We start from the raw sequence: 26,196 nt of genomic DNA, 5'->3' as shown, positions 1-26,196 counted from the left end.
GCCGATCGTGTGAGGAGGCGGATCAGGCGCCGGCCATGAGCTTCTTGGGGTCCAGGGTCTCCTCGCCCTTGTTCCAGTTGCACGGGCACAGCTCGTCGGACTGCAGGGCGTCGAGGACCCGCAGGACCTCCTTGACGTTCCGGCCGACCGAGCCGGCGGTGACCATGGCGAACTGGATCTCGTTGTCCGGGTCGACGATGAAGGTGGCGCGCTGGGCGACGCCCTCCTTGGTGAGGATGCCGAGGGCGCCGGTCAGCTCCCGGTTGATGTCCGAGAGCATCGGGAACGGCAGGTCGCGCAGGTCCGGGTGGTCCTTGCGCCAGGCGTAGTGCACGTACTCGTTGTCGACGGACACGCCGAGGACCTGGGCGTCGCGGTCGGCGAATTCGTCGTTCAGGCGGCCGAACTCGGCGATCTCGGTGGGACAGATGAACGTGAAGTCCTTGGGCCAGAAGAAGACCACGCGCCACTTGCCTTCGTAGGTCTTGTGGTTGATGGTCTCGAACGCCTTGTCCGGGTCCAGCGAGACGCAGGCGGTCAGTTCGTACTCGGGGAACTGGTCACCGACAGTGAGCACGGACATCTCTCCTTTGCTCGATTTGTGAATTGTGTCACAAGCGTCCCGATGGGGTGCGGCTGAACATCGGGGCTGGTGAACAGCATCAAGACTGCCGCAGCTAATGTGAAACGAGAAATCGCCGAGGCACGAGAGATTGATAGGAGATCACTATCAACAGGCCGACCGTGGCGCAGCTCCGGGCGTTCCTGGCGCTGTCCCGGCATCTGCATTTCCGCGAGGCCGCCGCGGCGCTGCGGATGAGCCAGCCGGCCCTGTCCGGCTCGGTGGCCGCGCTGGAGGAGGCGCTGGGCACCAGGTTGGTCGAGCGTACGACACGCCGGGTACTGCTGACGCCGGCGGGGGAACGGGTGGCCAAGCGCGCCGAGGCGGTGCTGGCCGAGCTGGAACGCCTGGTCGACGAGGTCAGCGCGGTGCGCGGCCCGCTGGCCGGGCCGCTGCGGCTGGGGGTGATCCCCACCGTCGGCCCGTACCTGCTGCCCGCCGTGCTGCCCCGGCTGACCCGGGAGTTCCCCCAGGCCGAGCTGTCGGTGCGCGAACAGCAGACCGAGCAGCTCATCGCGGACCTGGTGGCCGGCCACATCGACGCGGCGGTCCTGGCGCTGCCGGCCCCCGCCTCCGGGGTGCGGGAGGTGCCGCTGTATGAGGAGGAGTTCCTGCTCGCCGCCCCCGCCGCGCTCGGCGGGCTGCCCTCCCCGGTGCCCCGGGAGATCCTGGGGAAGCTGGATGTGATCCTCCTGAACGAGGGGCACTGCCTGCGCGACCAGGCCCTGGACGTGTGCCGGGAGGTCGGCGCGCGGGCCACCGCCGCCACCTATGCGGCGAGCCTGGCGACGCTGGTGCAGCTGGTGAACGGCGGGCTGGGGGCGACGCTGCTGCCGCAGACGGCGGTGCCCGTGGAGAGCCGCCGCGGCGACCGCCTGACGGTGCGCCCCTTCGCCGCCCCGGCCCCGTTCCGGCGGATCGGGCTGGTGTTCCGGGAGACCTCCCCGCGCGCCGAGGACTTCCACGAACTGGCCCGCTGCATCCGCGAGGCGGTCGCCGAGGCCCACCCCGAGGTCCGGGTCGACGATCGGCCGACGACCCCCGCGCGCTCCTGAGGACGCGCCCCGCGAACGCGCTCCTCGAAGGACCCCGCGAACGCGCTCCCGAAAGGAGCGCCGGGGCCGCCGTGACGGCGTCGCCCCGCACCGGCGCCCTGCGGCGTGCGTCCGCGGCCGGCCGGTTCCGCAACAGGTCACCGGCCTTCTCCCGGGGCCGCGCGGGCGGGCGCCGGTCGCGCCGACCAGTCCAGGTCACCGGGCTCCCTCCGGGGAGCTCAAGCCGGGAGCCTGATGCGGAACCGGCCGGCGCAAAGCCGGACGGGCCTGTCCCGGACGCCGGTAAGGAGCCGGGCAAACCTTCCTCGACCGGCGGTGACCGTGCTTGACCGAGGGCATCTCACCGGCATGAGCGCGGTGACGGTGACGGCCGCCGCCTGGGCCGAGATCGAGCAGGTCTGGGCGAGGGACGGCCTGATCACACTGACCGGGAGCCTGCAGGGCGCCGACCCGGACTCCGGCCCCTGGCGGCTGCGGGTGGATCCGGTCCCGCCGAAGGCGCGGCCGACCGTGCGGTCCCGGCTGCACCGGCGGATATGGCGGGTGCGCATGTCGGGCCGGCGGAGCCCGGGGCCCTACGACGTCGTCATCTCCGGCGGCCGGTTCCACACCGCGGTGCCGGTGAACGACCTGGTGCTGCCCCGGCCGCTGCGTTCCGGGCACTGGCGGCCCTGCCTGGTCGGGCCGGACGGGAGCGCGTTGCGGCTCGGCCGCCATCTCGGCGTGCCGCGGCGCGCCCGCGTCATCACCTTCCCGGGCCAGCGCACCACCGCGCACGGTCCGCGGTTCCGGGTGCGCCCCTACTACACGGCCGACAACCATCTCGCGATCGGGAGCCGCCGGGCCCGATGAAGATCACCTATGCGCTGCTGCACGCCTACGGCATGGGCGGCACCATCCGCACCGTCATCAACCAGGCCAACGCCATGGCGGAGGCGGGCCACGAGGTCCGGATCGCCAGCGTGATCCGGCGCCGCGACACCCCGCAGTTCCCCGTCGACCCGCGGGTCCACATGGTCACCCTGACCGACCTGCGCGGCCGGCCCGCCCCGCCCGCGCCTCCCGACGGCCGGGCGGCCCGGCTGCTGGCGCGGCTGCTGGGACGCGGCCGCACCGTGCTCTCGCCCGGCGACCGACCGGGGACCGAGGTGCCGGTGGGAGAGGCCGCCAAGGCCACGTTCACCCGCGAGGTGGAGGACGGCTTCCTCGCCTTCCTCCGGACCCTCGAGACGGACGTGCTGGTCACCACCCGCCCCGGGCTGAACCTGATGTCCGCCCGGCACGGCCCGCGGCACATCGTCCGGGTCGCCCAGGACCACATGCACCTGGGCCGCTACAAGCCCGCCGTGCGGGAGGCGATCCTGGCCGACTACCCGAAGCTGGACGCGGTGGTGTCGCTGACCCGCCAGGACGAGGCCGAGTACCGCCGGGCGCTCGGCGACCGGGTGCGCACCGCGCAGATCCCCAACCCGCTGCACACGCTGGACGTGCCGCGCACCGACCATGAGGCCAAGGTCGTGGCGGCGGCCGGACGGCTGACCAAGCAGAAGGGCTTCGACCTGCTGATCGAGGCGTTCGCCCGGGTGGTGGAGCGGCACCCGGACTGGACGCTGCGGATCTACGGCTCCGGACCGCAGGAGAAGCGGCTGCGCACGCTGATCCACCGTCGGCACCTGTACAACCACGTCTTCTTGATGGGGGCCGCGCGGAACCTCGACGCCGAACTGGCCCAGGCCTCGATCTACGCGCTCAGCAGCCGGTTCGAGGGGTTCGCGATGGTGGTGCTGGAGGCGCTGAACTGCGGGCTGCCGCTGGTGAGCTTCGACTGCCCCACCGGCCCCCGGGAGGTCATCCGGGACGGCGACAACGGGCTGCTGGTGCCGCCGGAGGACGTCGATGCGCTGGGCGCCGCGCTGTGCCGGCTGATCGAGGACCGCGCGCTGCGGCGACGGCTGGGCGCGGCGGCTGTGGGCACCGCCGCCGAATACGGTCCGGCGCAGATCCGCGCCCGCTGGGAGGCGCTGTTCGCCGAGCTGCTGAACGCCCGTTCCGACCGGATGGGCGATCGTCCGCCCGGATCCCGGCTGTCGGTGTAGACGCCCGGTCAAGGGTGGGACAAACGATCGTGTGGCAATCGCGATGCGTGCACGCATGATCGCCCCAAGTAGGGATGCTTACCCGCATGGCGACGTTTTCCCTGGATGACGTGCGCAGGGTCTGCAAGGGGCGGGACGCGTGGTGGACGGTCTTCCTGGTCGATCCGATCGCGATCCGGCTGACGCTGGTGGTCGCGAACCGGACGTCGATCACCCCGAACCAGCTCACCGCCGTCGCCTTCGCGCTCGGCGTGGGCGCGGCGGGCTGCTTCGCGCTGACCTCCCCCGGCTGGCTGATGCTCGGCGCGCTGCTCTACCACGTGGGCTTCGTGGTGGACTGCATGGACGGCAAGATCGCCCGGCTCAAGGGCACCGGCACGACATTCGGGGCCTGGCTGGACTTCATGCTGGACCGAGTCCGCGACACCTTGTGCGCGCTCGCCCTGACCGTCGGCCAGTACGCGCGCACCGGCCAGGCGGCGTACCTGTACGCGGGCATGGCGATCCTGGCGCTGGACATGTTCCGCTACGTCAACGGGCCGCAGTTGGTGAAGGCCCGGCGCGCCATGCGGTCGGCGCTGCACGCGGCGCGGCAGCGGGCGCAGGCGCCTGGGGAGACCGCCGCCGAGGAGGCGGTCGCCCCGGTCGGCGCCGCTCCGCCCGCTCGCCTCGAGCCGGATCTGCACCGCGACTTCGACAGCCGTTTCCCCTGGTACCGCCGGATCCGCCGGTTCCTGCTGCGCCGCCGGGTGCGCACTCATCTGGTGAGCGGGATCGAGTTCCAGATGGCGGTGTTCATCATCGGCCCGTTGACCGGCGCGATCATCCCCGCGGTGGCGGTGGCCGGCGCCGGGCTGGCGTTCTTCGAACTCGTGATCATCTACAAGTTCTGGCTGTCCACCCGGGCGCACGACCGGCTGATGGCCGCCCTGGAGGAGCGCGCCCGGCGGCATGAGGCCGGATACGGCCCCGCGGTGGCGCACCGGGGACTGGCCCCCGCCGGCGCCGAGCAGGACTGAACGGCCGGGCCGCCGCGGCCCGCTGCGGCGCCCGGGAAGGCGGCGGCCCGTGCGACGGCCGCCGCGGGCTTCCGGGCGCGTCCGCCCGATCCGCTCGGCCGGCTCGGTCCGCGCACAGACGGTGACGCCGCTCGCCGAGAGGGCGTGGGGGCCGCTCCCCCCGGCGAACGGCGTCGTCGCTCACAGCTCGGGACGGTGAGCGCGGGCGAAGAGGGTGACGCCCGGCAGGCCGCCCAGCGGCAGGACGCGCTCCAGCATGGCGATCGCACGCAGCCCCGCGTTCACCAGCGGGTGCAGCCGCTCCATGTCGGGCGGCGAGGAACGATGCCTGCGCCACTTGGCCACCGGGCGCAGGAGAACGTTCCAACTCCACATGCGGTCCAGCACCAGGCCCGCACCTTCGATGACCTCCGTCAGCGACTCGCGCGAGTAGCGCCGCACATGGCCGAGCGCCACGTCGTGCGCCGACCACAGCGCCAGGTCGCAGGGCACGGAGATCAGCGCGGTGCCGCCGGGGCGCAGCACCCGGGCCAGCTCCGCGCACGCGGTGCGGTCGTCGGTGATGTGCTGGAGGACGTCCAGCGCCATCACGAAGTCGAAGTCGCCCGTCGACAGCGGCAGATAACAGGCGTCACCGTGGTACGCGTCGATCCCGCGCAGCCTGGCCAGCTCGACCGCGGCCGGGGAGGCGTCGATGGCGATGGCCTCCCAGCCGTGCTCCAGCAGCACCCGGGTGTTGCCGCCGCCGGCCGCGCCGATGTCGGCGGCCCGGCCCGGCGTGCCCAGCCTGCGCAGCTCCCGGGCGACGATCGCCCGGCGCTCCCGGTACCACCAGTTGTCGTCCTCGATCGCGACAACGCGTTGTATCTCGACCGTGTCCATGGCCCCCACCGGACAGACATACGCCAATGCGGTCGTCCGCATCCTGTATTACGGAACGTACCAGGCGAATGACGGACAGTGGTGGACCGGGGGTGGTCAGCGGTGGTGCCGACCCCGCCGCCGGCGGAACAGATACCGCACCGCCAGCAGCGCGGCCAGCGCTCCCAGCGCCGGGGCCGCCCGCTTGGCCACCGAGGGGCCCGAGACCTGCAGCATGTCGACCGCGTCGTCATCCCGGCGACGGTGCGCGCCGCCGCGCCGCGGCCGGTCGTCCGCCGCCGGACGGGGAGCGGGCACCGCCGTGAGCCGTTCGGCCGTCCCGCCGTCCCCGTCGGAGGCGTGCGGGGCCGCCGGCCGATCCGCCGCCTCCCGCGGGGCCGGCACCTGCGGCCCCAGCGACAGCCCGACGCCCCCCACCGGATCCTTGGGCTCGACGAGCACACCGGGCACCCGCCCGGCGGCTTCGCCGTCGACCGCGGGGCCCGCATCGTCCCCCCGGTCCGCCGGCGCCTCGTCCGCGGGCGCGGCCTCTCCGGAGGCCGTCCCGTCCTCCGAAGCCGCCTCGCCCGACGGGGCGCCGGCGTCGGAACCGGGATCCGCCGCCTCGGCGGTCGTGTCGCCGTCCGCCGCCGTCGGCCCCGTGCCGGCGCCGGCGTCGACGGCGTCGCCGGGGGCGTCCGTCCCGGTCGAGGAGACGTCGCCGGCGGCGTCCGAGGACGCGCCGGTGCCCTCCTCCGCCGGGCTCGCCGCCGCCTCGGCGGCGGCGTCCCCCGTCTGCTCCGCCGAGGACCGCGCTGAGGAGTCCTCTCGTGCAGGGGGCCGCTCCGCGGCGGCCTGCTCCGAGGAGGGCCGTTCCGTGGGGGCCTGTTCCGCGGAGGGCTGCTCCGCAAGGGCGTCGGACGGCGGGTTCTCGGCCAGGTCCGCGGCGAGGGCCTTGGCGAAGCGGTTCAGCAGACGGGCGCCGACCTCGGCGAGGGTGTCGCGGTCGACCTGGGTGGGGCGGCCGGTGGCGTGCACGGTGGCGTGCACGGCGACGCGCGTGGCGCCGTCCTCCTCCGACAGGCGGGCCGTGACGGCGGCTTCGGCGGTGCCGGAGCCGCGGGCCTCCTTGCCCTGCGCCTCGATGACCACGGTGCGGGCGGACTCGTCGGCCTCGACGATTCGGGCGGTGCCGCGGTAGGTGATGGTCATGGCGCCGAGCCGGACCTTGAAGCGACCCCTGCACTCGTCGCCGTCGATGGAGTCGAGCGTGGCGCCCGGCGCGCACGACGCCACTCGTTCCACGTCCAGCAGCACCGACCAGGCCTGATCCACCGATACCGGCACGGTGAAGTCGTGGTCGAACTCCATCAGCGACTTCCTGCCCTTCATGTCGGGGGGTCGACGTTGGTGACCATACGGCGGGCCTTGCCCGTCCCGCTAGTGCGTCAGGGCCGGATCCGACCTTCGGCGCCCACATCATCCCAGATCAGAGCATCGAAGGGCGGGCGAGGCCCATGATCGCCCGCGCCGGCGGACGGGCCGTCCCGGCGCCCGATCCCTTCGCTCGTGCGCTTCGCGGGGCCTGCGGGACGGCGTCGAGCGGCGCCCGGCGTTCGGGCCGTTCCGGGGCGGTGCGGGCGGGCCGCGCCGATGTTCCCGATCGACTTGACAACGGTGCGTGAGGGCATGTCTCCTGGTGCACATGTCGGCGCGCATCTGCCTTCCCAGCCAGCGGGATCTGACCCCCGTGGCCGTCGCGCCGTGTCCGTGTCTCTGTTGTTGTCGCTGATCTCGGCCTTCGTACGACCGACCGATCACGCCCCGTGCCGTCGAGGGCGTGCGCGATGACGACAGATCAAGGACCTCTCGGTGAGTCTCGACACCATTCCCGACATCACGATGCGCGGGCGGGACGACCCGCACGGCCTGGCCACCGCCACCGCGCCCACGGTCGGCCAGCTCGCCGCCCGCATCCACCGGCTCGCCGGCCGCCCCGACCAGTGGTGGCACCTGGTGCGCCCTCATCCCGGCCGGCCCGACCAGGTGGTGCTGGAAGACGACGGCGTGCGGATCTGGCTGACCACCTGGCCGCCCGGACACCGCACCGACGTGCACGACCACGGCGGCACCCATGTCAGCACCGTGATCGCCGGAGAGCTGATCGAGATCGTCATCGGCGCCGACGGCGTCACCGAACGGCCGCTGCGCGCCAACCGGATCCGGGTGCACGGCGGCCGCGCCCACGAGATCACCAACCCGGGGCCGGCCTACGCCGTCACCCTGCACGCGCAGCTCGGCTGACACCCTGCACACACGGCTCGACCGGTCGCCCGCGGGGGAGCGGAACCTCTCGGGCGGCAGCGGCGGGCGCGGGTCCGACCGCGTGCGCGGCCCGACCGCCCGACCGTGCCGGCCGGCCGCGGGGGAGGGCGCCGATGCGGCGCCCCTGAGGCGACCGGCCGTGCCGGCCGCCGGTCAGCCCTGAACCGGCTGCGGCTCCTGCTCCGCGGCCCTCTCCTCCGCCGGGGCCTCCTCCGTCGCGGGGGCGGCGGTGATGTCGACCGGCGGACGGTCGAACACCTCCTTGTCCAAGATCCCCTCGGAGCGGGCCACCAGCACCGGCACCGCGAGCTGGCCGGCCACGTTCACGGTGGTGCGGGCCATGTCGAGGACGCGGTCCACGGCGAGCAGGTATCCGATCGCCTCCAGCGGCAGGCCCACCGTGGTCAGCGTGAGCGTCAACGCCACCAGCGCCGGACCCGGGGTGCCGCCGATGCCGAGCTGGCCGATCACCGCCGCCACCGCGATCAGCGCGAAGTCGGTCCAGCCCAGGGCGGTCCCGGTGTACTGGGACACGAACAGCGCCGCCAGCGCCGGATAGATCGCCCCGCAGCCGTCGAACTTGACCGTCGCCCCCAGCGGCTGGGCGAACGCCGTGTACTCCGGCTGCACGCCGTTGCGCTCGATCGAGACCCGCTGCGAGATGGGCAGCGTGGCCAGCGAGGACGCCGACACGAACGCGAACTGCAGCGCGGGCCAGGAGTTGCGCAGGAACTTCACCGGCGACACCCGCGCGAAGACCGCCAGCAGCAGCGGGTAGCCGGCCAGCAGCATCACCGCCGCGGCCAGATAGAGCGCTCCGGTGAACTTCGCCAGCGGCGCCAGCGACCCGGGGCCGTAGGTGGCCACCACCGACGCGATCAGGAAGAACGACCCGATCGGCGCCAGGCGCACCACCCACCACACCAGCTTCTGGGCGACCAGGTACAGCTCCTCGAACAGCTCGCTCAGCCGCCGTCCGCGTTCGCCGAGCGTCACCAGCGCCGCCCCGAACAGGCCGGCGAAGAACACCACGCCGAGCACGTTGCCCTCGGACATGGCCTGCACCGGGTTGCCCGGGACCAGGTTGCCGAGCACCTGGGTCCAGGTGACCTCCTTGGCGTCCACCTGCTCCGCGGACAGGTCGCCGACCCCGTCGCCGGGCCGGATCAGCAGCCCGACCACCAGGCCGATGGCCACCGCCACGGTGGAGGTGATGACGAACCAGCCGATGGTCTTGGCGGTCAGCCGGGCGACGCCGCCGATGCGGCGCAGCCGTCCCAGGCTGACCACGATCGCGCTGAACACCAGCGGCAGCACGATCAGCTTGAGCAGATTGACGTAGACGCCGCCGAAGGGGTCCAGCCAGTCCTCGACGACGTCCTCGGAACCGACGTTGTAGATCAGGGCGCCGACGGCGGTGCCGAGCACCAGGGCGAGCAGGACCTGCTGCCAGAACGGCACGGCGGCGAGCTTGCGGACGATGCTCACGAGGGCCTCCTGTGGGGCGTGCCTCCCCCGGAGATTCCCATACATTTGGTAGGAAATTCAAGGTCAAGTTTTCCGTCAAAGGTCGCGGCGGCCCCGGCTCGCCGCATACCCGACCCCGACCAGACCGAGTCCGATCAGCGTGCCCGCGGCCAGCACCGCCAGCGGCGGCCCCGCCCCGGGAGAGACGGTGCGGACCCAGAACACCGCGGCGACGGCCAGGAAGAACAGCCCCGCCGTCGCGGGACCGGGGTCGAACCTGCGCCGCCTAGCCACGCCGCACCTCCACGTCGGCGATCCGGGCCCGGATGCGCAGCTCGATCACCGGCGGGTCGGCGACGGCGCGCACCGGCTCCAGCACGGTCGAGACCTTGGCGCCGGGGCCTCCGTTGAGCCGGCCCGCCACGGTCAGGTCCCCGAACGTCACCCGCCCGTTCACCTCCACTCGCGCCTCCTCCGGCACGATCACCTTCAGCGACCCGGCCAGGACCACGGCCTCCACCGGGATGCGCCAGCCCGCGGCCAGCGGGAGCGCGGTCAGGTCCAGCCGCCCGCTCCCCACCGCCAGCCGGTACGTCCGCCCTGCCTCGGCGGCCTCCACGGGACGCCACCGCACGTCCCCGTAGCGGGTGCCGCTGGGCGCCTCCGCCACCGCCGTCGAGACCAGCAGGCTCAACGTCAACAGGGTCCCGGCGGTCGCGAGCCCGCGCGGACGCCCGGCCCAGCCGCCGACCAGCAGGCCCAGCCCGACCACCGTGAGCGCGGCGGCCAGCATCATGTTCGCCCCGTACGCGCCGCCGGGGTCCTGGGCGTTCACCACCGGGATCATCCCCGCCGCCGCGGCCGTCGCCCCCGCCAGCGTCACGGCGGTGAGCGCGGAGCGCGACCCGCACCGGTCGGGCTTCCCGGCGGGAGCGGACCGCGCCGGCGCGTCCTCGCGCTCCCCACGCCGGTGTTCCCTACGCTCCTCGCGTTCCTCGTCCTCCCGGCGCTGCCGGCGGCCGAGCAGCGCCAGGTCGACCATCTCCTCGGGAAGCGGCTCGAGCCGGCCCGGCTCCGCACCGGACTCGGTGCCGGACTTGGTGAGGTCGACGGTCGGCGGCTCCGGCTCCAGCGGATGCCCCTGCAGCCGCTCGGGCAGGGAGCGGACGACCTCGGCGAAGTCGACCTTGCGGGTGTGCGCCACCAGCACGACCAGGGCGAACACCGTCACCTCGGCCAGCGCGTGCCCGGAGAAGCCGTGCCCGATCACCGTGATCAGCGTGAACATCGCCAGCAGCCCGCCGAGGAGCGTCAAGACGGTGTCGGCGTCGTACCGCCGCCGCAGCATCTGTTCGATCGAGGCGTTCCGCCGCGGGTCGGACGGCATCAGCAGCGCCGCCGTCACGTACAGGACGACGCCCCACCCGCCCGCCAGGGTCAGCACCGCGAACGCCGCCCGCAGCACCACCGGGTCCACCCCGACATGGGCGCCCAGGCCCGCACACACCCCGGCGACGATCCGACCCTCTCCGGGACGCGCCAGCCTGACGTACCGCTCCTCGGCCATGCCACCATCGTCGCGTCCCGGGCCCCGTCCCCGGTATCGGGGACCTCCCTGACCCGACCCTGAGCCCCGGCCGGCCGAGATCAGGGAACGGCCCCGGTGCGGCCCGGCCCCGTTCATGTGACGATCGGAGCATGACCTCCACCATGGCCGAGCCCTCCTCCGGCGACGCCGTCCCGGCCGCTCCCCGGCTGGAACGCGGCGACCGGCGGCTGATCGGCGGAGTCTGCTGCGGGCTGGCCGACCATCTCGGACTGGACGTGATGATCGTCCGGGTGGCGTTCGTCCTGCTGATGGGGGCCGGCGGTCTGGGCGTGAGCGCGTACGCGGCGCTGTGGGCGCTGGTCCCCGAACGCGAGGGGGCGGACGTCCGGCGCCACCGCGACTGGGGGCAGCTGCTGGCCTACAAGGCGCTCGCCATCGGGGTCTGCCTGGTCTCGTGGACCAGCGGGCTGGCTCAGGCCGCGCTGTGGCCGCTGCTGATCGGCGGGATCGGCGTCGCCATCCTGTGGCAGCAGGCCGAACGCGAACAGCGGCAGCGCTGGGTGCGGACCACCACCGTCCCGCTGCGCCGGCTGTGGCTGCGCAGCCTGCTCGGGCTGGCCCTGGTGATCGGCGGCATCGCCGGGTTCCTGGTGCAGAACGTGCAGGCCGACCAGATCCGCGAGGTGCTGATCGCCACCGCCGTGATCGCCACCGGGCTGGCGGTGATCGCCACCCCGTGGGTGGTGCGGCTGTGGCAGGCCCTGGACGCCGAGCGCAGCGAGCGGATCCGCTCCCAGGAGCGCGCCGAGCTGGCCGCCCACATCCACGACTCGGTGCTGCACACCCTCACCCTGATCCAGCGCAACGCCCACGACCCCCGCGAGGTGCAGCGGCTGGCCCGCTCCCAGGAGCGCACCCTGCGGAACTGGCTCTACCAGCCCGAGGACCGGCCCGATCAGACGTTCGCGGCCGCCGTCCGGGAGGTCGCCGGGGAGGTGGAGGACGCCCACGGCGTCCCGATCGAGGTGGTGTGCGTGGGGGACTGCCCGCTGGAGCCCCGCCTGGTCGCGACGCTGCAGGCCGCCCGGGAGGCCATGGTGAACGCCGCCAAGTACTCCGAGGCCCCCTCGGTGTCGGTGTACGCCGAGGTCGAAGGGGACGAGGTGGCGGTGTTCGTGCGGGACCGGGGCAAGGGGTTCGACATGGACGCCGTGCCGCAGGACAGGATGGGGGTGCGGGGCTCCATCATCGGGCGCATGGAGCGCAACGGCGGCAGGGCCACCGTGCGCACCGCGCCCGGCGAGGGCACCGAGGTCCGCCTGGAGATCACGAGGAATGCGAGCCGCCAGAGATGACGACAGTGGTGCTGGTCGACGACCATCAGATGTTCCGCACCGGGGTCAAGGCCGAGCTCGGCGACGGCGTCGAGGTCGTCGGCGAGGCCGGTGACGTCGACGAGGCGATCCGGGTCATCACCGCCACCCGGCCCGACGTGGTCCTGCTGGACGTGCACCTGCCGGGCGGCGGCGGCCTGGAGGTGCTGCGCCGCCTGCACGGCAACGTGCCGTCCCGCTTCCTGGCCCTGTCGGTGTCGGACGCCGCCGAGGACGTGATCGGGGTGGTGCGCGGCGGGGCCCGCGGCTATGTCACCAAGACCATCTCCGGGCCCGAGCTGACGGATGCGATCGAGCGGGTGGCGGAGGGGGACGCGGTGTTCTCACCGCGGCTGGCGGGCTTCGTGCTGGACGCGTTCGCCGCCTCCGGCGCCCCTCCGGCGGACCCCGAGCTGGACCAGCTCACCCAGCGGGAACGCGAGGTGCTGCGGCTGATCGCCCGCGGTTACGCCTACAAGGAGATCGCCAAGGAGCTGTTCATCTCCGTCAAGACCGTGGAGACCCACGTCTCCAGCGTGCTGCGCAAGCTCCAGCTGTCCAACCGCCACGAGCTGTCCCGCTGGGCCGCCGCCCGCCGCCTGGTCTGACGGCCCGGCCCGTCACGGACCGGCGCAGGCCGTCGCGGCCCGGCCCGACCGTCCGTCCGGGCGGCCCGCCCGGACGGTCACCGTGTCGTTCCCTCCACGGGTCTCCGCTCTCCGCCCGGCGGCCTCTCCGAGTCCGTGATCTCGGCGGGCGGGGGCGACGCGGACGAGGAGCGGCCCGGCCCGCTCCGCCGGTAGGCGCCGGGCGGCATCGTGAACTCGCGTTTGAAGGCGTTGGCGAACGCGTGCTCGGAGGCGTATCCGATCTTCCGGGCGATGGCGGCGTGCGGCAGATCGGTGGTGCGCAGCAGCCGGGCGGCGATCGTCATCCGCCACCAGGTGAGATAGGTCAGCGGCGGACGCCCCACCAGGGCGGTGAACCGCCTGGCGAACGCCGCCCGGGACAGTCCCGCCACCCCGGCCAGTTCGCCCACCGTCCACGGATGGGCCGGATCCCCGTGAACGGCGCGCAGGGCGGAGGCGACGGCCGGATCGCGCAGGGCCGCGCTCCAGCCGTCGTCCTCGCTCGCCGCGGACCGTTCCTGCAGCCAGGCCCGCAGGATGTGGAGCAGCAGCAGCAGATCGAGCAGGGCGGAGACGGCGGCGTCGGCCCCCGGGCGCGGCGCCCCGTCCAGCTCCGCGCCGAGCAGTTCGATCGCGCCGCGCAGCACCGGATGCCGCCCGACCCGCGCCGGCAGATGGATGATCTCGGGCAGTTCGGCCAGCAGCGGGTGCATCCGGGACCGGTCGAGCAGATACGCCCCGCACAACAGGATCGCGGCCTGCGGGTCGGCGGCGTCTCCGCCCGAGGCGTCGGCGCCGCGGGCCGCGGGGTGGACGGGCCGTCGGCCAGCCCGTGCGCGGAGCCGTGCGGCAGGAACGCCACATCTCCCGTGCGCAGCGGGATCGGATCGTCGCCGTGCGGCGGGAACAGCAGGCACCCGCCCCGGAGCACGACATGGAACCCCGCCCCCCTCCATCGCGGGGAACGACCTGCCGAAGGGGACCGGCCGCAGCACCCGTGCCGCGTGGGGCCGGCCGGCCCGCGCCGCAGTGATCACATCCGAGAGCACGTCCATCGAAGCGGCCCAGGGGAGACGATCGCGCACACGGGCGAGCCGATCAGGTATCGAGGGTCTTCCGGTGCGCTTCCTACGGTGGCGATCACACCGTACCCACGGAAGCGCGGGAGACCGATATGAAGATCGCCGTCTATGGGGCCACCGGATATCAGGCGGGACTCGTCCTGGCCGAACTCGTCCGCCGCGGCGCCCCCGTGGTGCTGGTGGGGCGTGACGGCGAACGCCTCGCCCGGACCGCCGCACGGCTCGCCGCCGTCCCGGCCGCCGCGGGGCCGGCGGCGCGGCCGGGCGGACCCTCCGACGCGCCGGGGCCGTCCGAGGACGGCGGCATCGAGGTCCGGGTGGCCGATGCCGCCGACCATGCGGCGCTGACGGCCGCCTTCGACGGCTGCGCCGCGGTGATCAACTGCGCCGGCCCGTTCACCGTCTCGGGCGGGACCGTGGCCGACGCCGCCGTCTCGGCGGGCTGCCACTACGTCGACACCTCCGGCGAGCAGCTCCACATCAAACGGGTCTTCGACACCCTCGGGGCGCGGGCCGAGCGCGCCGGGGTCGGCGTCGTCCCGGCGGCCACCGACGGCTGCGTGCCCGTGGACCTGCTCGCCCGCCTGCTCGCCGAGCGGCTCGCCGAACCGGTGGAGGAGATCTTCAGCGTCCACCGCATCACCGGCGGCGGGACCCCCTCCCGAGGCTCGCTGCGCAGCGCGCTGGCGAGCCTGAAGGTCATCGGCTCCGGCGGCCTCGCCTACCGGGACGGCGACTGGCGGTCGGGCGCGCCGGCACGGCGGACCTCCGTGCGGCTGCCCGGCGATGCGGCCCCCGTCCCCGTGGTGCGCTTCCCCCTTCCCGAGGTCGTCACGATCCCCCGGCATGTGAACGTCCGGTGCGTCGAAGGGTTGGCCGAGGCGACGCTGACCGCCCGGCTGAGCACCCCGCTCCCGCCGGAGACCATCGACGCCCTGCCCGCCGGACCGGCCGAGGAGGACCGTCGCGCCCAGCGCTTCACCTACGTCGTGGAGGCCGCCGGCGTCACCGGCCGGATGCTCCGCGGCGTGATCCGGGGCCGGGACACCTACGGCACCACGGCGGTGATCGCCGTCGAGGCCGCCCGCCGGCTCGTCGCCGACCCGCCCGGGCCCGGCGTGCTCGTCCCCGCCCAGGCGTTCGACCCGGCCGATTTCCTGGCCTCGCTCGTCCCCCACGGCGTGGACTGGACGATCGGCCCGGCGGACGGTTGACCCGGTCGCCCTCGTTCCGGCGCGTCCGGACGTCCCGGTCGCCCGCGCGGGCCCGGTCTCCGTGAGCCGATCGACGCCCGGACGTCAGCCCGCATGCGCCGGGCACCCCGCCCGGCACTCCTCGGCGTGGGCCGCCAGGTTGCGGGCGAAGCGCGACAGCACGCGGTCCATCATCGCCCGCGACAACGCCCCCGTCCCCGGGATCCGGGCCGCGAACCGCGCCCGCCACCGCACGGTCGTCCCGCCGCCCTCCCGGGGCTCGAACGTCACATCCGCCCGGTAGTCGTCCAGGGGCAGGCCGGCCAGCATCCGGTAGGCGATGTGCCGGGGCGGGTCGTACAGCACGGTCTCCTCCCGCGCCGGCCCCATCCGCCGCACGGCTCCCACTCCGTCGCCGATCCCGACCCCCGGCCGTTCCCGCACCGCCGTGACCGGCAGCCCGCTCCACACCGACCAGGCGCCCGCCACCGCCACGTGCCGGAACAACACCTCGGCCGGGGCCTGTGAGACGGCCGTCACGTCCACCGCGTACCGCATCGGCCCTCCTCTCCCCGCCCTCACAGCGTGGCGACCCGTCCCGCGCCGATCAACCCCCATCCGGGAAATGTCGATTTCGTCCACTGGTGGGGGCATTGTTTGGCTCTTTTTTGGTCGATTTCAGAAAACCTCTGAACGCGTGTGCAAGGTGCTTTATCGTTCCAGATCATGACCCCCACCCGTGACCACGAGATACCCATCGAGCTGTTCCGCGAGCGCCCTGCGCTGGCGGCCGAATTAATGACGGAGGTACTGTCCGTCCCTTTTCCGGAATTCGATGCCGTCTCGACCGCTTCGGACACCCTGACCCAGCACACCGTCGCCGAGTTCTTCGCCGATCTGGTGATCACCTTCCGCTCCGCGGGCCGCCCGGTGATGTCGGTCGTCATCGAGGTGCAGCAGGACCCCAAGGACGGCAAACGCTGGTCCTGGCCGGTCTATCTGGCCGCCGTCCGCAAGCGCGAGCGCTGCCCCACCGCGCTCCTGGTCGTCTGTCCCGACAGCGCCGTCGCGGCCTGGGCGGCCCGGCCCATCGACTGCGGTCCCGGCTGGGGCGTCACGCCCCTGGCCGTCGCCCCGGACATGATCCCCCCGGTCACCGATCCCGCCCGCGCCGCCCGCACTCCCGAACTCGCCGTCCTGTCCGCGCTCGGACATGCCGACGGCCCGGACCGGGAACAGATCTTCCACGCCATGCTCAAAGGCATCGACACCCTCGAGCCCGAGCAGGCCAAACTGTACTTCGACTACGTCATGGGGAAAATCTCTCGAGCCGCACGGCAGGAGCTGGAGGCGCTGGTGTTGACGAAGCCTTATGAGTACAAAAGCGACTTCGCCCGTCGGTTCATCGCCGAAGGACGGGCCGAGGGCCGGGTCGAGGGCCGGGCCGAGGGCCGGGTCGAGGGCAAGGCGGAGGGCCTGCTGGTGGTGCTGGAGGAGCGGGGCTTCGAGGTGACCGAGGCGGTTCGCCGGCGGATCGGGGAGTGCACCGACCCCGAGCAGCTCACCCGCTGGACGCGGCGCGCCGTGACCGCGGCCTCCGTGGAGGAGGTCTTCGCCGAGCGCTGAGCGTCCGTCCACGGGACGGCGCCCTCCGGGCCGCGGAGGCGTTCCGGTGGGGCGGGAAACCGTCGGCGAGGCCACGGCGGGCGGCGCCGGAGCCGTTCGACGCCTTCGGCTCGGCGGAGAAGACCCGATACGCCGCCATGGGCGGGCACACCGGCGTCCCGCAGTCCGCGGGGGAGGACGCGGTGAGGTTCTTCACCCGGCATCTGCGCCGGCCGCGGGCCGCGGGGTCCGCCGCCGATCCGGCGCGCCCCTCATCGGAAGGCCGGCCGTCGCCCGCCGGATGATCCGCCGATGAGCGGGGCGGGTCCCCCCGGGGGGACCCGTCGTCGCAGGCCGGGGTCAGAGCTTCTCCAGCGGGGCGTAGCGGAGCACCAGGCGCTTGACGCCGTACTCGCCGCCGAAGTCGATGCTGGCGGCGGACCTTTCACCGGCGCCGTCCACCGAGATGACCGTGCCCAATCCGAACGAGTCGTGGGTGACCTTGTCCCCGGGGGACAGGGAGGGGATGGGCCGGCCCCCGGCGGAACGCGCCTGGGGACGGGCCGACGTCGCGGCCGGGGCGGACGCGGGGGCGGATTCGCGTTCCCACCGGACCAGGTGGGCGGGGATCTCCGCCAGGAAGCGGGACTGCGGGTTCATCTGCGGGGCGCCCCACGAGCTGCGCAGGACGGCGCGGGTCAAGTAGAGGCGCTGCTGGGCGCGGGTGATGCCCACGTACGCCAGCCGACGCTCCTCCTCCAGCTCCTTGGGGTTGCTCATGGCCCGCAGGTGGGGGAAGACGCCGTCCTCCATGCCGGTCAGGAACACCACCGGGAACTCCAGGCCCTTGGCGGTGTGCAGGGTCATCAGGGTGACCACGCCCTGCCCGTCCTCGGGGGCGCGCTCGCCCGGCGGGACAGGGGCGCCCTTGGCGCCGGGGATGGAGTCGGCGTCGGCGACCAGCGCGATCTGCTCCAGGAAGTCCACCAGCCGGCCCTGGGCGGACTCCCCCTCCAACCGGTCCTCGAACTCGCGGGCGACCGCCTCCAGCTCGCGCAGGTTCTCCACCCGGTTCTCGTCCTGCGGGTCGCGGGAGTTCTCCAGCTCGGCCAGGTAGCCGGTGCGGGTCAGCACGGCCTCGATCAGCTCCGCGGGCGTAGCCGTCTCGACCATGGCGCGCAGCTCGTCCATCAGGGCGACGAACTCGCCGACCGCCTTGATCGAACGGGCCGCCATCCCCGGAACCTGCTCGGGGACCCGCAGCGCCTCCCAGAAGGTGATCCGCTCCCGTGCCGCATGCGCCTCCACGCACGCCTCGGCCCGGTCGCCGATGCCGCGTTTGGGCACGTTCAGGATCCTGCGCAGCGAGACCGTGTCGGCCGGGTTGGCCAGCACCCGCAGGTACGCCAGCAGGTCCCGGACCTCCTTGCGCTCATAGAAGCGCACCCCGCCGACCACCTTGTAGGGCAGGCCGACCCGGATGAACACCTCTTCGAAGACCCGGGACTGGGCGTTGGTCCGGTAGAACACCGCCACGTCGCCGGGGCGGGCCTCGCCGGCGTCGCACAACCGGTCCACCTCGGAGGCCACGAACGCGGCCTCGTCGTGCTCGTTGTCGGCCACGTAGCCGACGATCTTGTGCCCTTCGCCGCGGTCGGACCACAGCCGCTTGGGCTTGCGGTCGGTGTTCCGCTCGATCACCGCGTTGGCCGCCGACAGGATCGTCTGGGTGGAGCGGTAGTTCTGCTCCAGCAGGATCGTGGTGGCCTCGGGATAGTCGCGCTCGAACTCCAGGATGTTGCGGATCGTCGCGCCGCGGAAGGCGTAGATCGACTGGTCGGCGTCGCCCACCACGCACAGCTCGGCCGGCCCCAGGTCCTCGCCGGGGGCGATGGTGAGCTGGCGGACCAGCTCGTACTGGGCGTGGTTGGTGTCCTGGTACTCGTCCACCAGGATGTGCCGGAACCGGCGCCGGTAGTGCTCGGCCGCCTCCGGGAAGGCCTGCAGCAGGTTGACCGTCGTCATGATCAGGTCGTCGAAGTCCATCGCGCCGGCCTGCTGCAGCCGCGCCTGGTACATCTCGTAGGCCTCGGCCAGCACCTGCTCCATGGGGGTGGACGCCCGGGCCTTGAACGTCTCGTAGTCGATCAGCTCGTTCTTGAGGTTGCTGACCTGCGCCGAGAACGACTTGGGCGGGTACCGCCTGGGGTCCAGGTCCAGCTCCCGGCACACCAGCGCCATCAGCCGCTGCGCGTCCGCCTGGTCGTAGATCGAGAAGCCGGACGGGAAGCCGAGCCGCCTGGCCTCGCGCCGCAGGATCCGCACGCAGGCGGAGTGGAACGTCATCACCCACATCGCCGTCGAGCGCGGGCCGACGAGCTGCTGCACCCGCTCCTTCATCTCGCCGGCGGCCTTGTTGGTGAACGTGATCGCCAGGATCTGGGCGGGATGCACGTCCCGTTCGGCCAGCAGGTGGGCGATGCGGTGGGTCAGGACGCGGGTCTTTCCCGAACCGGCGCCCGCCACGATCAGCAGAGGGCCGCCGGAGTGCACCACGGCGGCGCGCTGCTGCGGGTTGAGGCCGTCGAGAAGAGGGTGCGGGGCATCAGTGGACATCACCCGCGAGTGTACGGCGCACCGCCGACGCCCAGGTCCGGTTCGCGCCTCCTCGCGGCGTCGGCGGTCAGGTCTTGCGGAACCGGTAGGCGCTCTGCGCGGCGGCCACCACCTCCGTCAAGCCGGCTCCGGAGGCGGCGGCGGAGGCGGCGGCGACGGCGCCCTCCACCAGGGGGGCGTCGGCCAGGACCACGGTCGTGTCGGCCTCCTCGGCGAGCATGCGGGAGATGAGGACGGCGCTGCCGATGTCGGCGAGCAGCACCACCCCGGCCCCGTCGTCCACGGTGCGGACGGCGCGGTCGACCAGCTCGGGGCTGGTGCCCAGGCCGCCGTCGGCGTCGCCGCCGGCGGCCTGGACCCGGACCCGGTGCATGCCCATCTCCCGGGCCAGCTCCGCGACGCCCTCGGCCAGCCGGCGGCTGTGGGAGACCACCACGAGCCCGACCTTGCCCACCGGTCACCCCTCTCCACCGGTCACGTCCGCCAGTGCACGGAAGATCAGCGCGGTGGAGGCCGCGCCCGGGTCCAGGTGCCCGATGCTGCGCGGTCCCAGGTAGCTGGCGCGGCCCTTGCGCGCCTGCATCGGCACGGTGGCCTGCGCGCCCTCCTCGGCGGCCGAGGCGGCGGCCCGGGCCGCCCCGGCCAGGTCCGTCCCCCGGTGCCGGGCGGCGTCATAGGCGGCGACCGCCTTGGCGAAGGCGTCCACCATGGTCTTGTCGCCTTCCTCGGCCTTGCCCAGGTTCCGGATGCCGGCCAGCGCCTCCCGCAGCGCCGCGCCCAGCCAGCGGGCGTCGATCTCGTCGACCTTCAGCGCCGTGCCGGCCCGGCGCAGCGCCATCCCGTACAGGGCGCCGGAGGCGCCGCCGGTCTTGGACACCAGCACCCGGCCGGCGGTGCTCAGCACCTGCTGCGGGGAGGCGTCGGCGGGCAGCTCCGCCAGGGCGTCGGCGGCCGCCGTCAGCCCGCGGGCCAGGTTGTGGCCGTGGTCGCCGTCGCCGATCGCCGCGTCCAGGGCGGTGAGGCGTTCCGCATCGGCCGTCACCAGCTCCGCGGCGCGTCGGATCCAGGCGGTCAGGTCGGCGGCGTTCATCGGCCCCACCGCAGCGCCGGGGTCTGCACGGGCGCGTCCCACAGCCTGGTCAGCTCGGGGGTCAGCCGGCACACCGACACCATCACCCCGGCCATCTCCAGGCTGGTCACATAGCCGCCGACCAGCGACCGCGCCACCACGGCGCCGTGGTCGGCCAGCCACGCCGACACCGCTCCGAACGCGACGTACTGCTCGATCAGCGGCGTCCCTCCCATCCCGTTCACCAGCACCAGCAGCCGCTCGCCGCGCAGCGGCATGTCGGCGTCGATCGCCTCCAGCGCCGCGGCGACGATCTCGGTCGCGGTCCCGGCCGGGACGCGTTCGCGGCCGGGCTCGCCGTGGATGCCGATGCCCAGCTCCATCTCGTCGGGGCCCAGCTCGAACGTGGGACGTCCGGCGGTGGGGACCGTGCACGGCGACAGCGCCACCCCGAAGGAGCGGGTCCGTTCGTTCACCTCCCGGCCGACCGCCGCGACCTTCGCCAGGTCCGCGCCCTCCTCGGCCAGCGCCCCGGCGATCTTCTCCACGAACACCGTGCCGCCGGTGCCGCGCCGCCCCGCGGTGTGGGTGCTGTCGTGCACCGCCACGTCGTCGTCGACGAGCACGGCGGCCACCTCGACGTCCTCGTCGGCGGCCAGTTCGGCGGCGAGCTCGAAGTTGAGCACGTCCCCGGTGTAGTTCTTGACGATGTGCAGCACCCCGGCGCCGCCGTCGACCGCCGTGGTGGCCGCCGTGATCTGGTCGGGGACGGGGGAGGTGAACACCTCGCCGGGGCAGGCGGCGTCGAGCATCCCGGGGCCGACGAATCCGACGTGCAGCGGCTCGTGCCCCGACCCGCCGCCGGACACCAGCCCGACCTTGCCGGGCCGCGGCGCGTCCCGGCGCACCACGATCCCGGCGTCCGCGTCCACCCGCAGCTCCGGATGGGCCGCGGCCAGCCCGCGCAGCGCGTCGGCGACCACCTCGGCGGGGTCGTTGATGAGTTTGCGCATGTCCCTGCTGTACCCGCCGGTCCCGTCCGGAACGATCGCGGGCCGGTCGCGGGGCCGCCGGGCATGCGCCGGTGCCGTCCGACCGCCCGGCCGCCTAGGGTGAAGCCGTGACGGCTGTGATCGACGACAGGGACATCGAGCGGGCGCTGGTGGTGACGGCGCACCCCGACGACGCCGACTTCGGGGCGGCGGGAACGATCGCGGGCTGGACCGAGCGGGGCATCCGGGTGACATACCTGGTGGTCACCGACGGCGACGCGGGCGGCTTCGACGACGGGATCACCCGCGAGCAGATGGCCGAGCTGCGCCGTGCGGAGCAGCGCGCGGCGGCCGCCGAGGTCGGCGTGACGGACGTGCGGTTCCTGGGCTATCCGGACGGCCGGGTGGAGGCGACGCTGGAGCTGCGGCGCGACATCGCCCGGGTGATCCGGCAGGTGCGGCCGGACCGGGTGCTGACGCAGAGTCCGGAGCGCGACTACCGGCGGATCCACCCCAGCCATCCCGATCACCGGGCGGTGGGCTCGGCCGCCCTGGACGCGGTCTATCCGGACGCCCGCAACCCGTATGCGTTCCCCGAGCTGCGGGAGGAGGGGCTGGACCCCTGGACGGTCCGCGAGGTGTGGCTGAGCGGCGGACCGCAGGACGACCACTACGTCGACGTGACCGAGACGTTCCCGCGCAAGGTCGCGGCGCTGCGGTCGCACGCCAGCCAGGTCGGGCACATCGAGGATCTGGAGGGGATGCTGCGCGGCTGGCTCACCGCCAACGCCCGGGCGGCCGGGCTGCCCGAGGGCCGTCTGGCGGAGGGGTTCCAGGTCGTGGCGACGGTGTGAGCCTCCGATAGGGTCAGGGGTCATATTCGTTTGACTCCTTACCCCCCGGAGTGTCGCCGTGCAGCTCGAACAGATCGCGTTGGTGCTGACGGCGGCGCTCGCCGCGGGCTGGGTGGACGCCGTGGTGGGCGGCGGCGGGCTGATCCAGCTCCCGGCGCTGATGGTCGTCACCTCCGGCCAGCCGGTGACCGCCGCGCTGGCCACCAACAAGCTCGCCTCGATCGCCGGGACCTCCTCGGCCGCGTACGCCTATCTGCGGCGGACCGAGCCGGATCTGGACGTCACCGGGCCCGCCGGGCTGATCGCGGTGCTCTCGGCGGCGGGCGGCGCGGCCTGCGCCTCGTTGATCTCCTCGCAGCTGCTGCGGCCGGTGATCATGGCGGTGCTGTTGGGCGTGGCCGCGCTGGTGGTGCTGCGCCCCGACCTGGGCCGGGTGCCCCGGCCGGTGCGGCGGACCCGGTGGCGGACGGCGGCGGCGATCCTGGTGCCGGGGGTGCTGATCGCCGGCTACGACGGCCTGATCGGCCCGGGCACCGGGACGTTCCTGGTGATGGCGTTCACCGGGCTGCTGGGGGCGGACTTCGTCCGCGCCTCGGCCAACTCCAAGATCATCAATGCCGGCACCAACCTGGGCGCCCTGATCGTCTTCGCCCTGCAGGGCCATGTGCTGTGGGCCCTCGGCCTGGCCATGGCCGCGTGCAACGTCGTCGGCGCCCAGCTCGGCGCCCGCATGGCCGTCAAGCGCGGCGCCGGCTTCGTCCGCGCCGTCCTGCTGTGCGTGGTGACCGCCCTGGTCCTCAAGCTCGCCCACGACCAGTTCGCCTGACGCCTTCCGCGAAGACCGGGCGCCCGCCGTCGCGGCGGACGGCTCAGACGGGCGGGATCGGCAGGGGCTCGGTCAGCGCCGACAGGGTGAGCAGCACGGTGGAGGCGGTCCAGCCCAGGGGCGCCACGGCCGCCGGACGGCCCTGGGCGTCGACCTTCTCGGGCAGCACGCCCAGCTCGGTGCGGTGCTCGTTCAGCCAGTCCAGCCGGGTGAGGGCGTCCTCGATCCGGCCGGAGGAGACGGCGTTCAGGGCGAACAGCGCCATCTCCGGCGTCCACGCCACGGTCGGGTTGCCGCTCCACCTCTCGCCCGGCAGCACCCCGCCGTTCGGCAGCCGCAGCCGGTCGGCCGCGGTGAGCACCGCCGTCGTCACCCGGGGGTCGGGCGGGGCGAACGGCGGGCCCAGGAACGTCACCGAGGTGTCCATCAGCCCGCCCTCGACGGGGGAGCGCGGGTACCCGAGCGGGGCGAACGTGCGCGACACCGCCGCCGCCAGCCGGTCGGCGGCCCGTCCCCACCGGGCCGCCTCGGCCCGGTGCCCGGAGCGCGCCGCCAGGTCGGCCGCCGCCCGCAGGCCGGTCAGCACCGGCCCGACCACCCCCAGCGTGGGCCGCCGCGGGTCCTCCTCCCGGGCGGGGTCGCGTTCGAAGTAGTCCGAGGACGGCGGCGGCAGGCCCGCCGCGTCCAGCGAGCCCGCCAGCCGGTCGGCCGCCCGGCGCACCATCGTCCACAGCTCCGGCAGCTCCGCCGCCTCCTCGGGGTCGTGCGTCTGGAAGAACCAGCTCGCCCACAGCACCCAGCCCGGCGAGTCCAGCTGCGGCTTGCGGCCGTCGACGACCGGGGCGCCCTGAGGGGTGTAGCGCGCCGCCCACAGCCCCGAGGGGCTCTGCACCCGGGCCAGGAACCGCAGCACCCGCCGCGCCTCCTCCGGGTGGTCCGCCACCGTGAACGCCGCCACCGTGAACGCCGCGTCCCGCGGCCACACGTAGTTCCACTGCCGGTACCAGGAGGCGGTGGTGGCGCCGTTCGGCCGGGTCAGCAGCCGCAGGTCCAGCAGCGCCCGCACCGCCATGTCGCGGTACACGGTGTCGCCGCCGGGCACGCGCCCGCGCGCCAGCCACGCCCGGTCGCTGCGCACCGAGTCGGCCACCCGCGGGTCGTCGGCCGGCACGGTGATCGCCTGCCGGCCGCCCAGCGGGATCAGCCGGATCCGCCCGTCCGCCAGCCGTACCACCGAGCTGTCCGGCAGGTACGCCGCGCCCGCGGCCTCCGTCTCCTCCAGCGGCTCGTAGGCGAACGGCCAGCCCCCTCCGCCGACCAGCCCGGGGCTGCTCCAGGGGGGACGCCGGCTCGGGAACGTGGAGCCGCAGGTCGCGGCGAGCAGCCCCACCAGGCACAGGGCGATGACGTGGCGCACCCTGAGGGCCCTGTGACCCGTCACCGTCGAACCGCCTCCCGCACCGTCACGGATGAAAAAGACGTATCGCTACATTCAACACCCGCTCGACGGGTCGCTCGTTCTCCGGTCTTTACCCGCCGTGGAACCGGACCCATCCGGCGACGGGACGACCGGCGTGCCGTGACCGACCCGCTTTCGCGATCACTGATCGGCGTTTTATAGGCTGCACGACCGGAGCTGACCGCTCTGGTCGCCGTGCGCACAGCCCGCCCCGAACCTCGTCGCGCTCTGTGCGGGCGATCACCGGAGCGGCCGACGAAGGGCATGCCCACAGGCATGCGAACCATCGATCCGTAAAGGGACGGACCCTCGTGGACCTGTTCGAACATCAGGCGAAGGAGCTCTTCGCCGAGTACGGGGTACCGGTGCCCACCGGCAAGGTGGCGCACACCCCTCACCAGGCGCGGGAGATCGCGGAGGAGCTGTTCTCCGCGGGGAGCAAGAAGGTCGTCGTCAAGGCCCAGGTCAAGACCGGAGGCCGTGGCAAGGCCGGCGGTGTGAAGCTCGCCGACACCGCCGAGGAGGCCCAGCAGCTGGCCGAGCAGATCCTCGGCATGGACATCAAGGGCCACACGGTCCACAAGGTGCTGGTCGAGGCCGGCAGCGCCATCGCCCAGGAGTTCTACTTCTCCTTCCTGCTCGACCGGGCCAACCGCACCTTCCTGTCCATCTGCTCGGCCGAGGGCGGCATGGACATCGAGGAGGTCGCCGCCACCAAGCCCGACGCGGTGGCCAAGGTCCCGGTGTCGCCGCTGACCGGGGTCGACCGGGCCAAGGCCCGCGAGATCGCGCAGGCCGGCCGGCTGCCCGCCGAGGCGCTGGAGGGCGCCGCCGAGCTGATCGAGCGGCTGTGGGCGGTGTTCACCGACGAGGACGCCACCCTGGTCGAGGTCAACCCCATGATCCTGACCACCGACGGCCGCGTGATGGCGCTGGACGGCAAGGTCACCCTCGACGACAACGCCGACTTCCGCCAGCCCGACCACGCGGCGCTGGCCGACGAGAAGACCACCGACCCGCTCGAGGCCCGGGCCAAGGAGAAGGGCCTGAACTACGTCAAGCTGGACGGCTCGGTCGGCATCATCGGCAACGGCGCCGGCCTGGTGATGTCCACCCTGGACGTGGTGGCCTACGCGGGCGAGGAGTTCGGCGGGCAGAAGCCGGCCAACTTCCTGGACATCGGCGGCGGCGCCTCCGCCGAGGTGATGGCCAACGGCCTGGAGATCGTGCTCTCCGACCCGTCGGTCAAGAGCGTGTTCGTCAACGTGTTCGGCGGCATCACCGCCTGTGACGCGGTCGCCAACGGCATCGTGACGGCCTACAAGCTGCTGGCCGAGCGGGGCGAGAGCGTGAACCGGCCGCTGGTGGTGCGGCTGGACGGCAACAACGCCGAGCTCGGCCGGAAGATCCTCGACGACGCCGGGCTGCCCGGCGTCGAGCGGGTGGACACCATGGACGAGGCGGCCCGGCGGGCCGCCCAGCTCGCCGCGGCAGGTGCGTGAAC

25 protein-coding genes and 1 pseudogene are annotated in these 26,196 nt (G+C 73.6%); 12 read left to right on the top strand and 14 right to left on the bottom strand.

The window, feature by feature from the left end; all coding sequences use genetic code 11:
- Positions 1-22: 22 nt before the first annotated feature.
- Positions 23-583 carry a peroxiredoxin gene (locus EIO00_RS00665; protein ID WP_175596077.1) on the bottom strand — a complete coding sequence of 187 codons (561 nt, stop codon included), beginning with the start codon at positions 581-583 and terminating at the stop codon, positions 23-25.
- A gap of 161 nt (positions 584-744) precedes the next feature.
- On the opposite strand from EIO00_RS00665, the gene EIO00_RS00660 reads away from it, so the two are divergent.
- From EIO00_RS00660 to EIO00_RS00645, 4 genes are all read left to right on the top strand, one after another.
- Positions 745-1,677 carry a LysR substrate-binding domain-containing protein gene (locus tag EIO00_RS00660; RefSeq protein ID WP_241661038.1) on the top strand — a complete coding sequence of 311 codons (933 nt, stop codon included), beginning with the start codon at positions 745-747 and terminating at the stop codon, positions 1,675-1,677.
- A gap of 348 nt (positions 1,678-2,025) precedes the next feature.
- Positions 2,026-2,529 (top strand): hypothetical protein, encoded by a 504-nt coding sequence (locus EIO00_RS00655; protein WP_161602620.1) that lies wholly within the window; start codon positions 2,026-2,028, stop codon positions 2,527-2,529.
- On the top strand, positions 2,526-3,773 hold the full coding sequence (locus EIO00_RS00650; RefSeq protein ID WP_140174645.1) for a glycosyltransferase family 4 protein: 1,248 nt from the start codon (positions 2,526-2,528) through the stop codon (positions 3,771-3,773). The genes EIO00_RS00655 and EIO00_RS00650 overlap by 4 nt, the downstream gene beginning before the upstream one ends.
- An 86-nt stretch (positions 3,774-3,859) precedes the next feature.
- A complete protein-coding gene (locus tag EIO00_RS00645) occupies positions 3,860-4,792 on the top strand; it encodes a CDP-alcohol phosphatidyltransferase family protein (RefSeq protein WP_140174643.1) in 933 nt (310 codons plus the stop codon).
- Positions 4,793-4,972: 180 nt separating this feature from the next.
- Here EIO00_RS00645 and EIO00_RS00640 read toward each other — a convergent pair whose 3' ends face one another.
- The gene (locus EIO00_RS00640) at positions 4,973-5,674 is read right to left on the bottom strand and encodes a class I SAM-dependent methyltransferase (RefSeq protein ID WP_140174641.1); all 702 of its coding nucleotides are present in this window, start codon (positions 5,672-5,674) and stop codon (positions 4,973-4,975) included.
- A gap of 96 nt (positions 5,675-5,770) precedes the next feature.
- Complete coding sequence (locus EIO00_RS24700) at positions 5,771-7,045, bottom strand: SRPBCC domain-containing protein (protein WP_241661037.1); 1,275 nt, start codon at positions 7,043-7,045, stop codon at positions 5,771-5,773.
- Between the two features lie 480 nt (positions 7,046-7,525).
- Between EIO00_RS24700 and EIO00_RS00630 the strand changes: the two genes are divergently transcribed.
- Positions 7,526-7,957, top strand: coding sequence for a cupin domain-containing protein (locus EIO00_RS00630; protein WP_140174639.1), 432 nt, complete (start codon positions 7,526-7,528; stop codon positions 7,955-7,957).
- Positions 7,958-8,131: 174 nt separating this feature from the next.
- Here EIO00_RS00630 and EIO00_RS00625 read toward each other — a convergent pair whose 3' ends face one another.
- The 3 genes from EIO00_RS00625 to EIO00_RS00615 all read right to left on the bottom strand — a co-directional run bounded on the left by EIO00_RS00625 (position 8,132) and on the right by EIO00_RS00615 (position 11,012).
- Positions 8,132-9,466 (bottom strand): dicarboxylate/amino acid:cation symporter, encoded by a 1,335-nt coding sequence (locus tag EIO00_RS00625; RefSeq protein ID WP_161602619.1) that lies wholly within the window; start codon positions 9,464-9,466, stop codon positions 8,132-8,134.
- A gap of 75 nt (positions 9,467-9,541) precedes the next feature.
- Complete coding sequence (locus tag EIO00_RS00620) at positions 9,542-9,739, bottom strand: hypothetical protein (RefSeq protein WP_140174635.1); 198 nt, start codon at positions 9,737-9,739, stop codon at positions 9,542-9,544.
- The gene (locus EIO00_RS00615; RefSeq protein WP_161602618.1) at positions 9,732-11,012 is read right to left on the bottom strand and encodes a PspC domain-containing protein; all 1,281 of its coding nucleotides are present in this window, start codon (positions 11,010-11,012) and stop codon (positions 9,732-9,734) included. The genes EIO00_RS00620 and EIO00_RS00615 overlap by 8 nt, the downstream gene beginning before the upstream one ends.
- A gap of 131 nt (positions 11,013-11,143) precedes the next feature.
- Between EIO00_RS00615 and EIO00_RS00610 the strand changes: the two genes are divergently transcribed.
- Together EIO00_RS00610 and EIO00_RS00605 are read left to right on the top strand one after the other, a co-directional pair.
- On the top strand, positions 11,144-12,349 hold the full coding sequence (locus EIO00_RS00610; protein ID WP_241661036.1) for an ATP-binding protein: 1,206 nt from the start codon (positions 11,144-11,146) through the stop codon (positions 12,347-12,349).
- A complete protein-coding gene (locus EIO00_RS00605) occupies positions 12,346-12,975 on the top strand; it encodes a LuxR C-terminal-related transcriptional regulator (protein ID WP_140174631.1) in 630 nt (209 codons plus the stop codon). The genes EIO00_RS00610 and EIO00_RS00605 overlap by 4 nt, the downstream gene beginning before the upstream one ends.
- A 77-nt stretch (positions 12,976-13,052) precedes the next feature.
- Here the strand turns inward: EIO00_RS00605 and EIO00_RS24930 are convergent, their stop codons facing one another.
- Both EIO00_RS24930 and EIO00_RS24925 read right to left on the bottom strand, forming a co-directional pair.
- Positions 13,053-13,340 (bottom strand): helix-turn-helix transcriptional regulator, encoded by a 288-nt coding sequence (locus EIO00_RS24930; RefSeq protein WP_241661046.1) that lies wholly within the window; start codon positions 13,338-13,340, stop codon positions 13,053-13,055.
- A gap of 237 nt (positions 13,341-13,577) precedes the next feature.
- A pseudogene (locus tag EIO00_RS24925) lies at positions 13,578-13,927 on the bottom strand (cupin domain-containing protein); the annotation flags it as partial.
- A gap of 243 nt (positions 13,928-14,170) precedes the next feature.
- Here EIO00_RS24925 and EIO00_RS00595 point away from each other — a divergent pair.
- Entirely contained in the window at positions 14,171-15,292 is a 1,122-nt protein-coding gene (locus tag EIO00_RS00595) for a saccharopine dehydrogenase NADP-binding domain-containing protein (RefSeq protein WP_140174629.1), read from the top strand.
- An 84-nt stretch (positions 15,293-15,376) separates the two neighbouring features.
- Here EIO00_RS00595 and EIO00_RS00590 read toward each other — a convergent pair whose 3' ends face one another.
- Complete coding sequence (locus tag EIO00_RS00590) at positions 15,377-15,829, bottom strand: SRPBCC family protein (RefSeq protein ID WP_140174627.1); 453 nt, start codon at positions 15,827-15,829, stop codon at positions 15,377-15,379.
- Between the two features lie 168 nt (positions 15,830-15,997).
- Here EIO00_RS00590 and EIO00_RS24040 point away from each other — a divergent pair, with 168 nt between their 5' ends.
- Positions 15,998-16,897, top strand: coding sequence for an RpnC/YadD family protein (locus EIO00_RS24040; protein ID WP_161602617.1), 900 nt, complete (start codon positions 15,998-16,000; stop codon positions 16,895-16,897).
- A gap of 339 nt (positions 16,898-17,236) precedes the next feature.
- Here the strand turns inward: EIO00_RS24040 and pcrA are convergent, their stop codons facing one another.
- From pcrA to dhaK, 4 genes are all read right to left on the bottom strand, one after another.
- The gene (gene pcrA, locus EIO00_RS00575) at positions 17,237-19,492 is read right to left on the bottom strand and encodes a DNA helicase PcrA (RefSeq protein WP_140174625.1); all 2,256 of its coding nucleotides are present in this window, start codon (positions 19,490-19,492) and stop codon (positions 17,237-17,239) included.
- Between the two features lie 67 nt (positions 19,493-19,559).
- Positions 19,560-19,946 carry a dihydroxyacetone kinase phosphoryl donor subunit DhaM gene (gene dhaM / locus EIO00_RS00570; RefSeq protein WP_140174623.1) on the bottom strand — a complete coding sequence of 129 codons (387 nt, stop codon included), beginning with the start codon at positions 19,944-19,946 and terminating at the stop codon, positions 19,560-19,562.
- A gap of 3 nt (positions 19,947-19,949) precedes the next feature.
- Positions 19,950-20,582: a dihydroxyacetone kinase subunit DhaL gene (gene dhaL, locus EIO00_RS00565; protein WP_140174621.1), complete on the bottom strand. Its 633-nt coding sequence runs from the start codon at positions 20,580-20,582 to the stop codon at positions 19,950-19,952.
- Complete coding sequence (gene dhaK / locus EIO00_RS00560) at positions 20,579-21,574, bottom strand: dihydroxyacetone kinase subunit DhaK (protein ID WP_140174619.1); 996 nt, start codon at positions 21,572-21,574, stop codon at positions 20,579-20,581. Before dhaK ends, dhaL begins: the two co-directional genes overlap by 4 nt.
- A gap of 116 nt (positions 21,575-21,690) precedes the next feature.
- Here dhaK and EIO00_RS00555 point away from each other — a divergent pair, with 116 nt between their 5' ends.
- Together EIO00_RS00555 and EIO00_RS00550 are read left to right on the top strand one after the other, a co-directional pair.
- Entirely contained in the window at positions 21,691-22,407 is a 717-nt protein-coding gene (locus EIO00_RS00555) for a PIG-L deacetylase family protein (protein ID WP_140175052.1), read from the top strand.
- Positions 22,408-22,465: 58 nt separating this feature from the next.
- Positions 22,466-23,233, top strand: coding sequence for a TSUP family transporter (locus EIO00_RS00550; protein WP_140174617.1), 768 nt, complete (start codon positions 22,466-22,468; stop codon positions 23,231-23,233).
- A gap of 43 nt (positions 23,234-23,276) precedes the next feature.
- On the opposite strand, the gene EIO00_RS00545 is transcribed toward EIO00_RS00550, so the two are convergent.
- The gene (locus EIO00_RS00545; RefSeq protein WP_140174615.1) at positions 23,277-24,674 is read right to left on the bottom strand and encodes a glycoside hydrolase family 15 protein; all 1,398 of its coding nucleotides are present in this window, start codon (positions 24,672-24,674) and stop codon (positions 23,277-23,279) included.
- 329 nt (positions 24,675-25,003) lie between these two features.
- On the opposite strand from EIO00_RS00545, the gene sucC reads away from it, so the two are divergent.
- Positions 25,004-26,194, top strand: a complete 1,191-nt coding sequence (gene sucC, locus EIO00_RS00540) for an ADP-forming succinate--CoA ligase subunit beta (protein ID WP_140174613.1) — start codon at positions 25,004-25,006, stop codon at positions 26,192-26,194.
- The last annotated feature ends 2 nt before the right edge of the window (positions 26,195-26,196 follow it).

Source organism: Thermomonospora catenispora, from assembly GCF_006363815.1.
Lineage (GTDB): Bacteria > Actinomycetota > Actinomycetes > Streptosporangiales > Streptosporangiaceae > Thermomonospora > Thermomonospora catenispora.
Note: the sequence above shows the minus strand (reverse complement) of the source record. Positions and strands in the feature narration are given on the sequence as shown.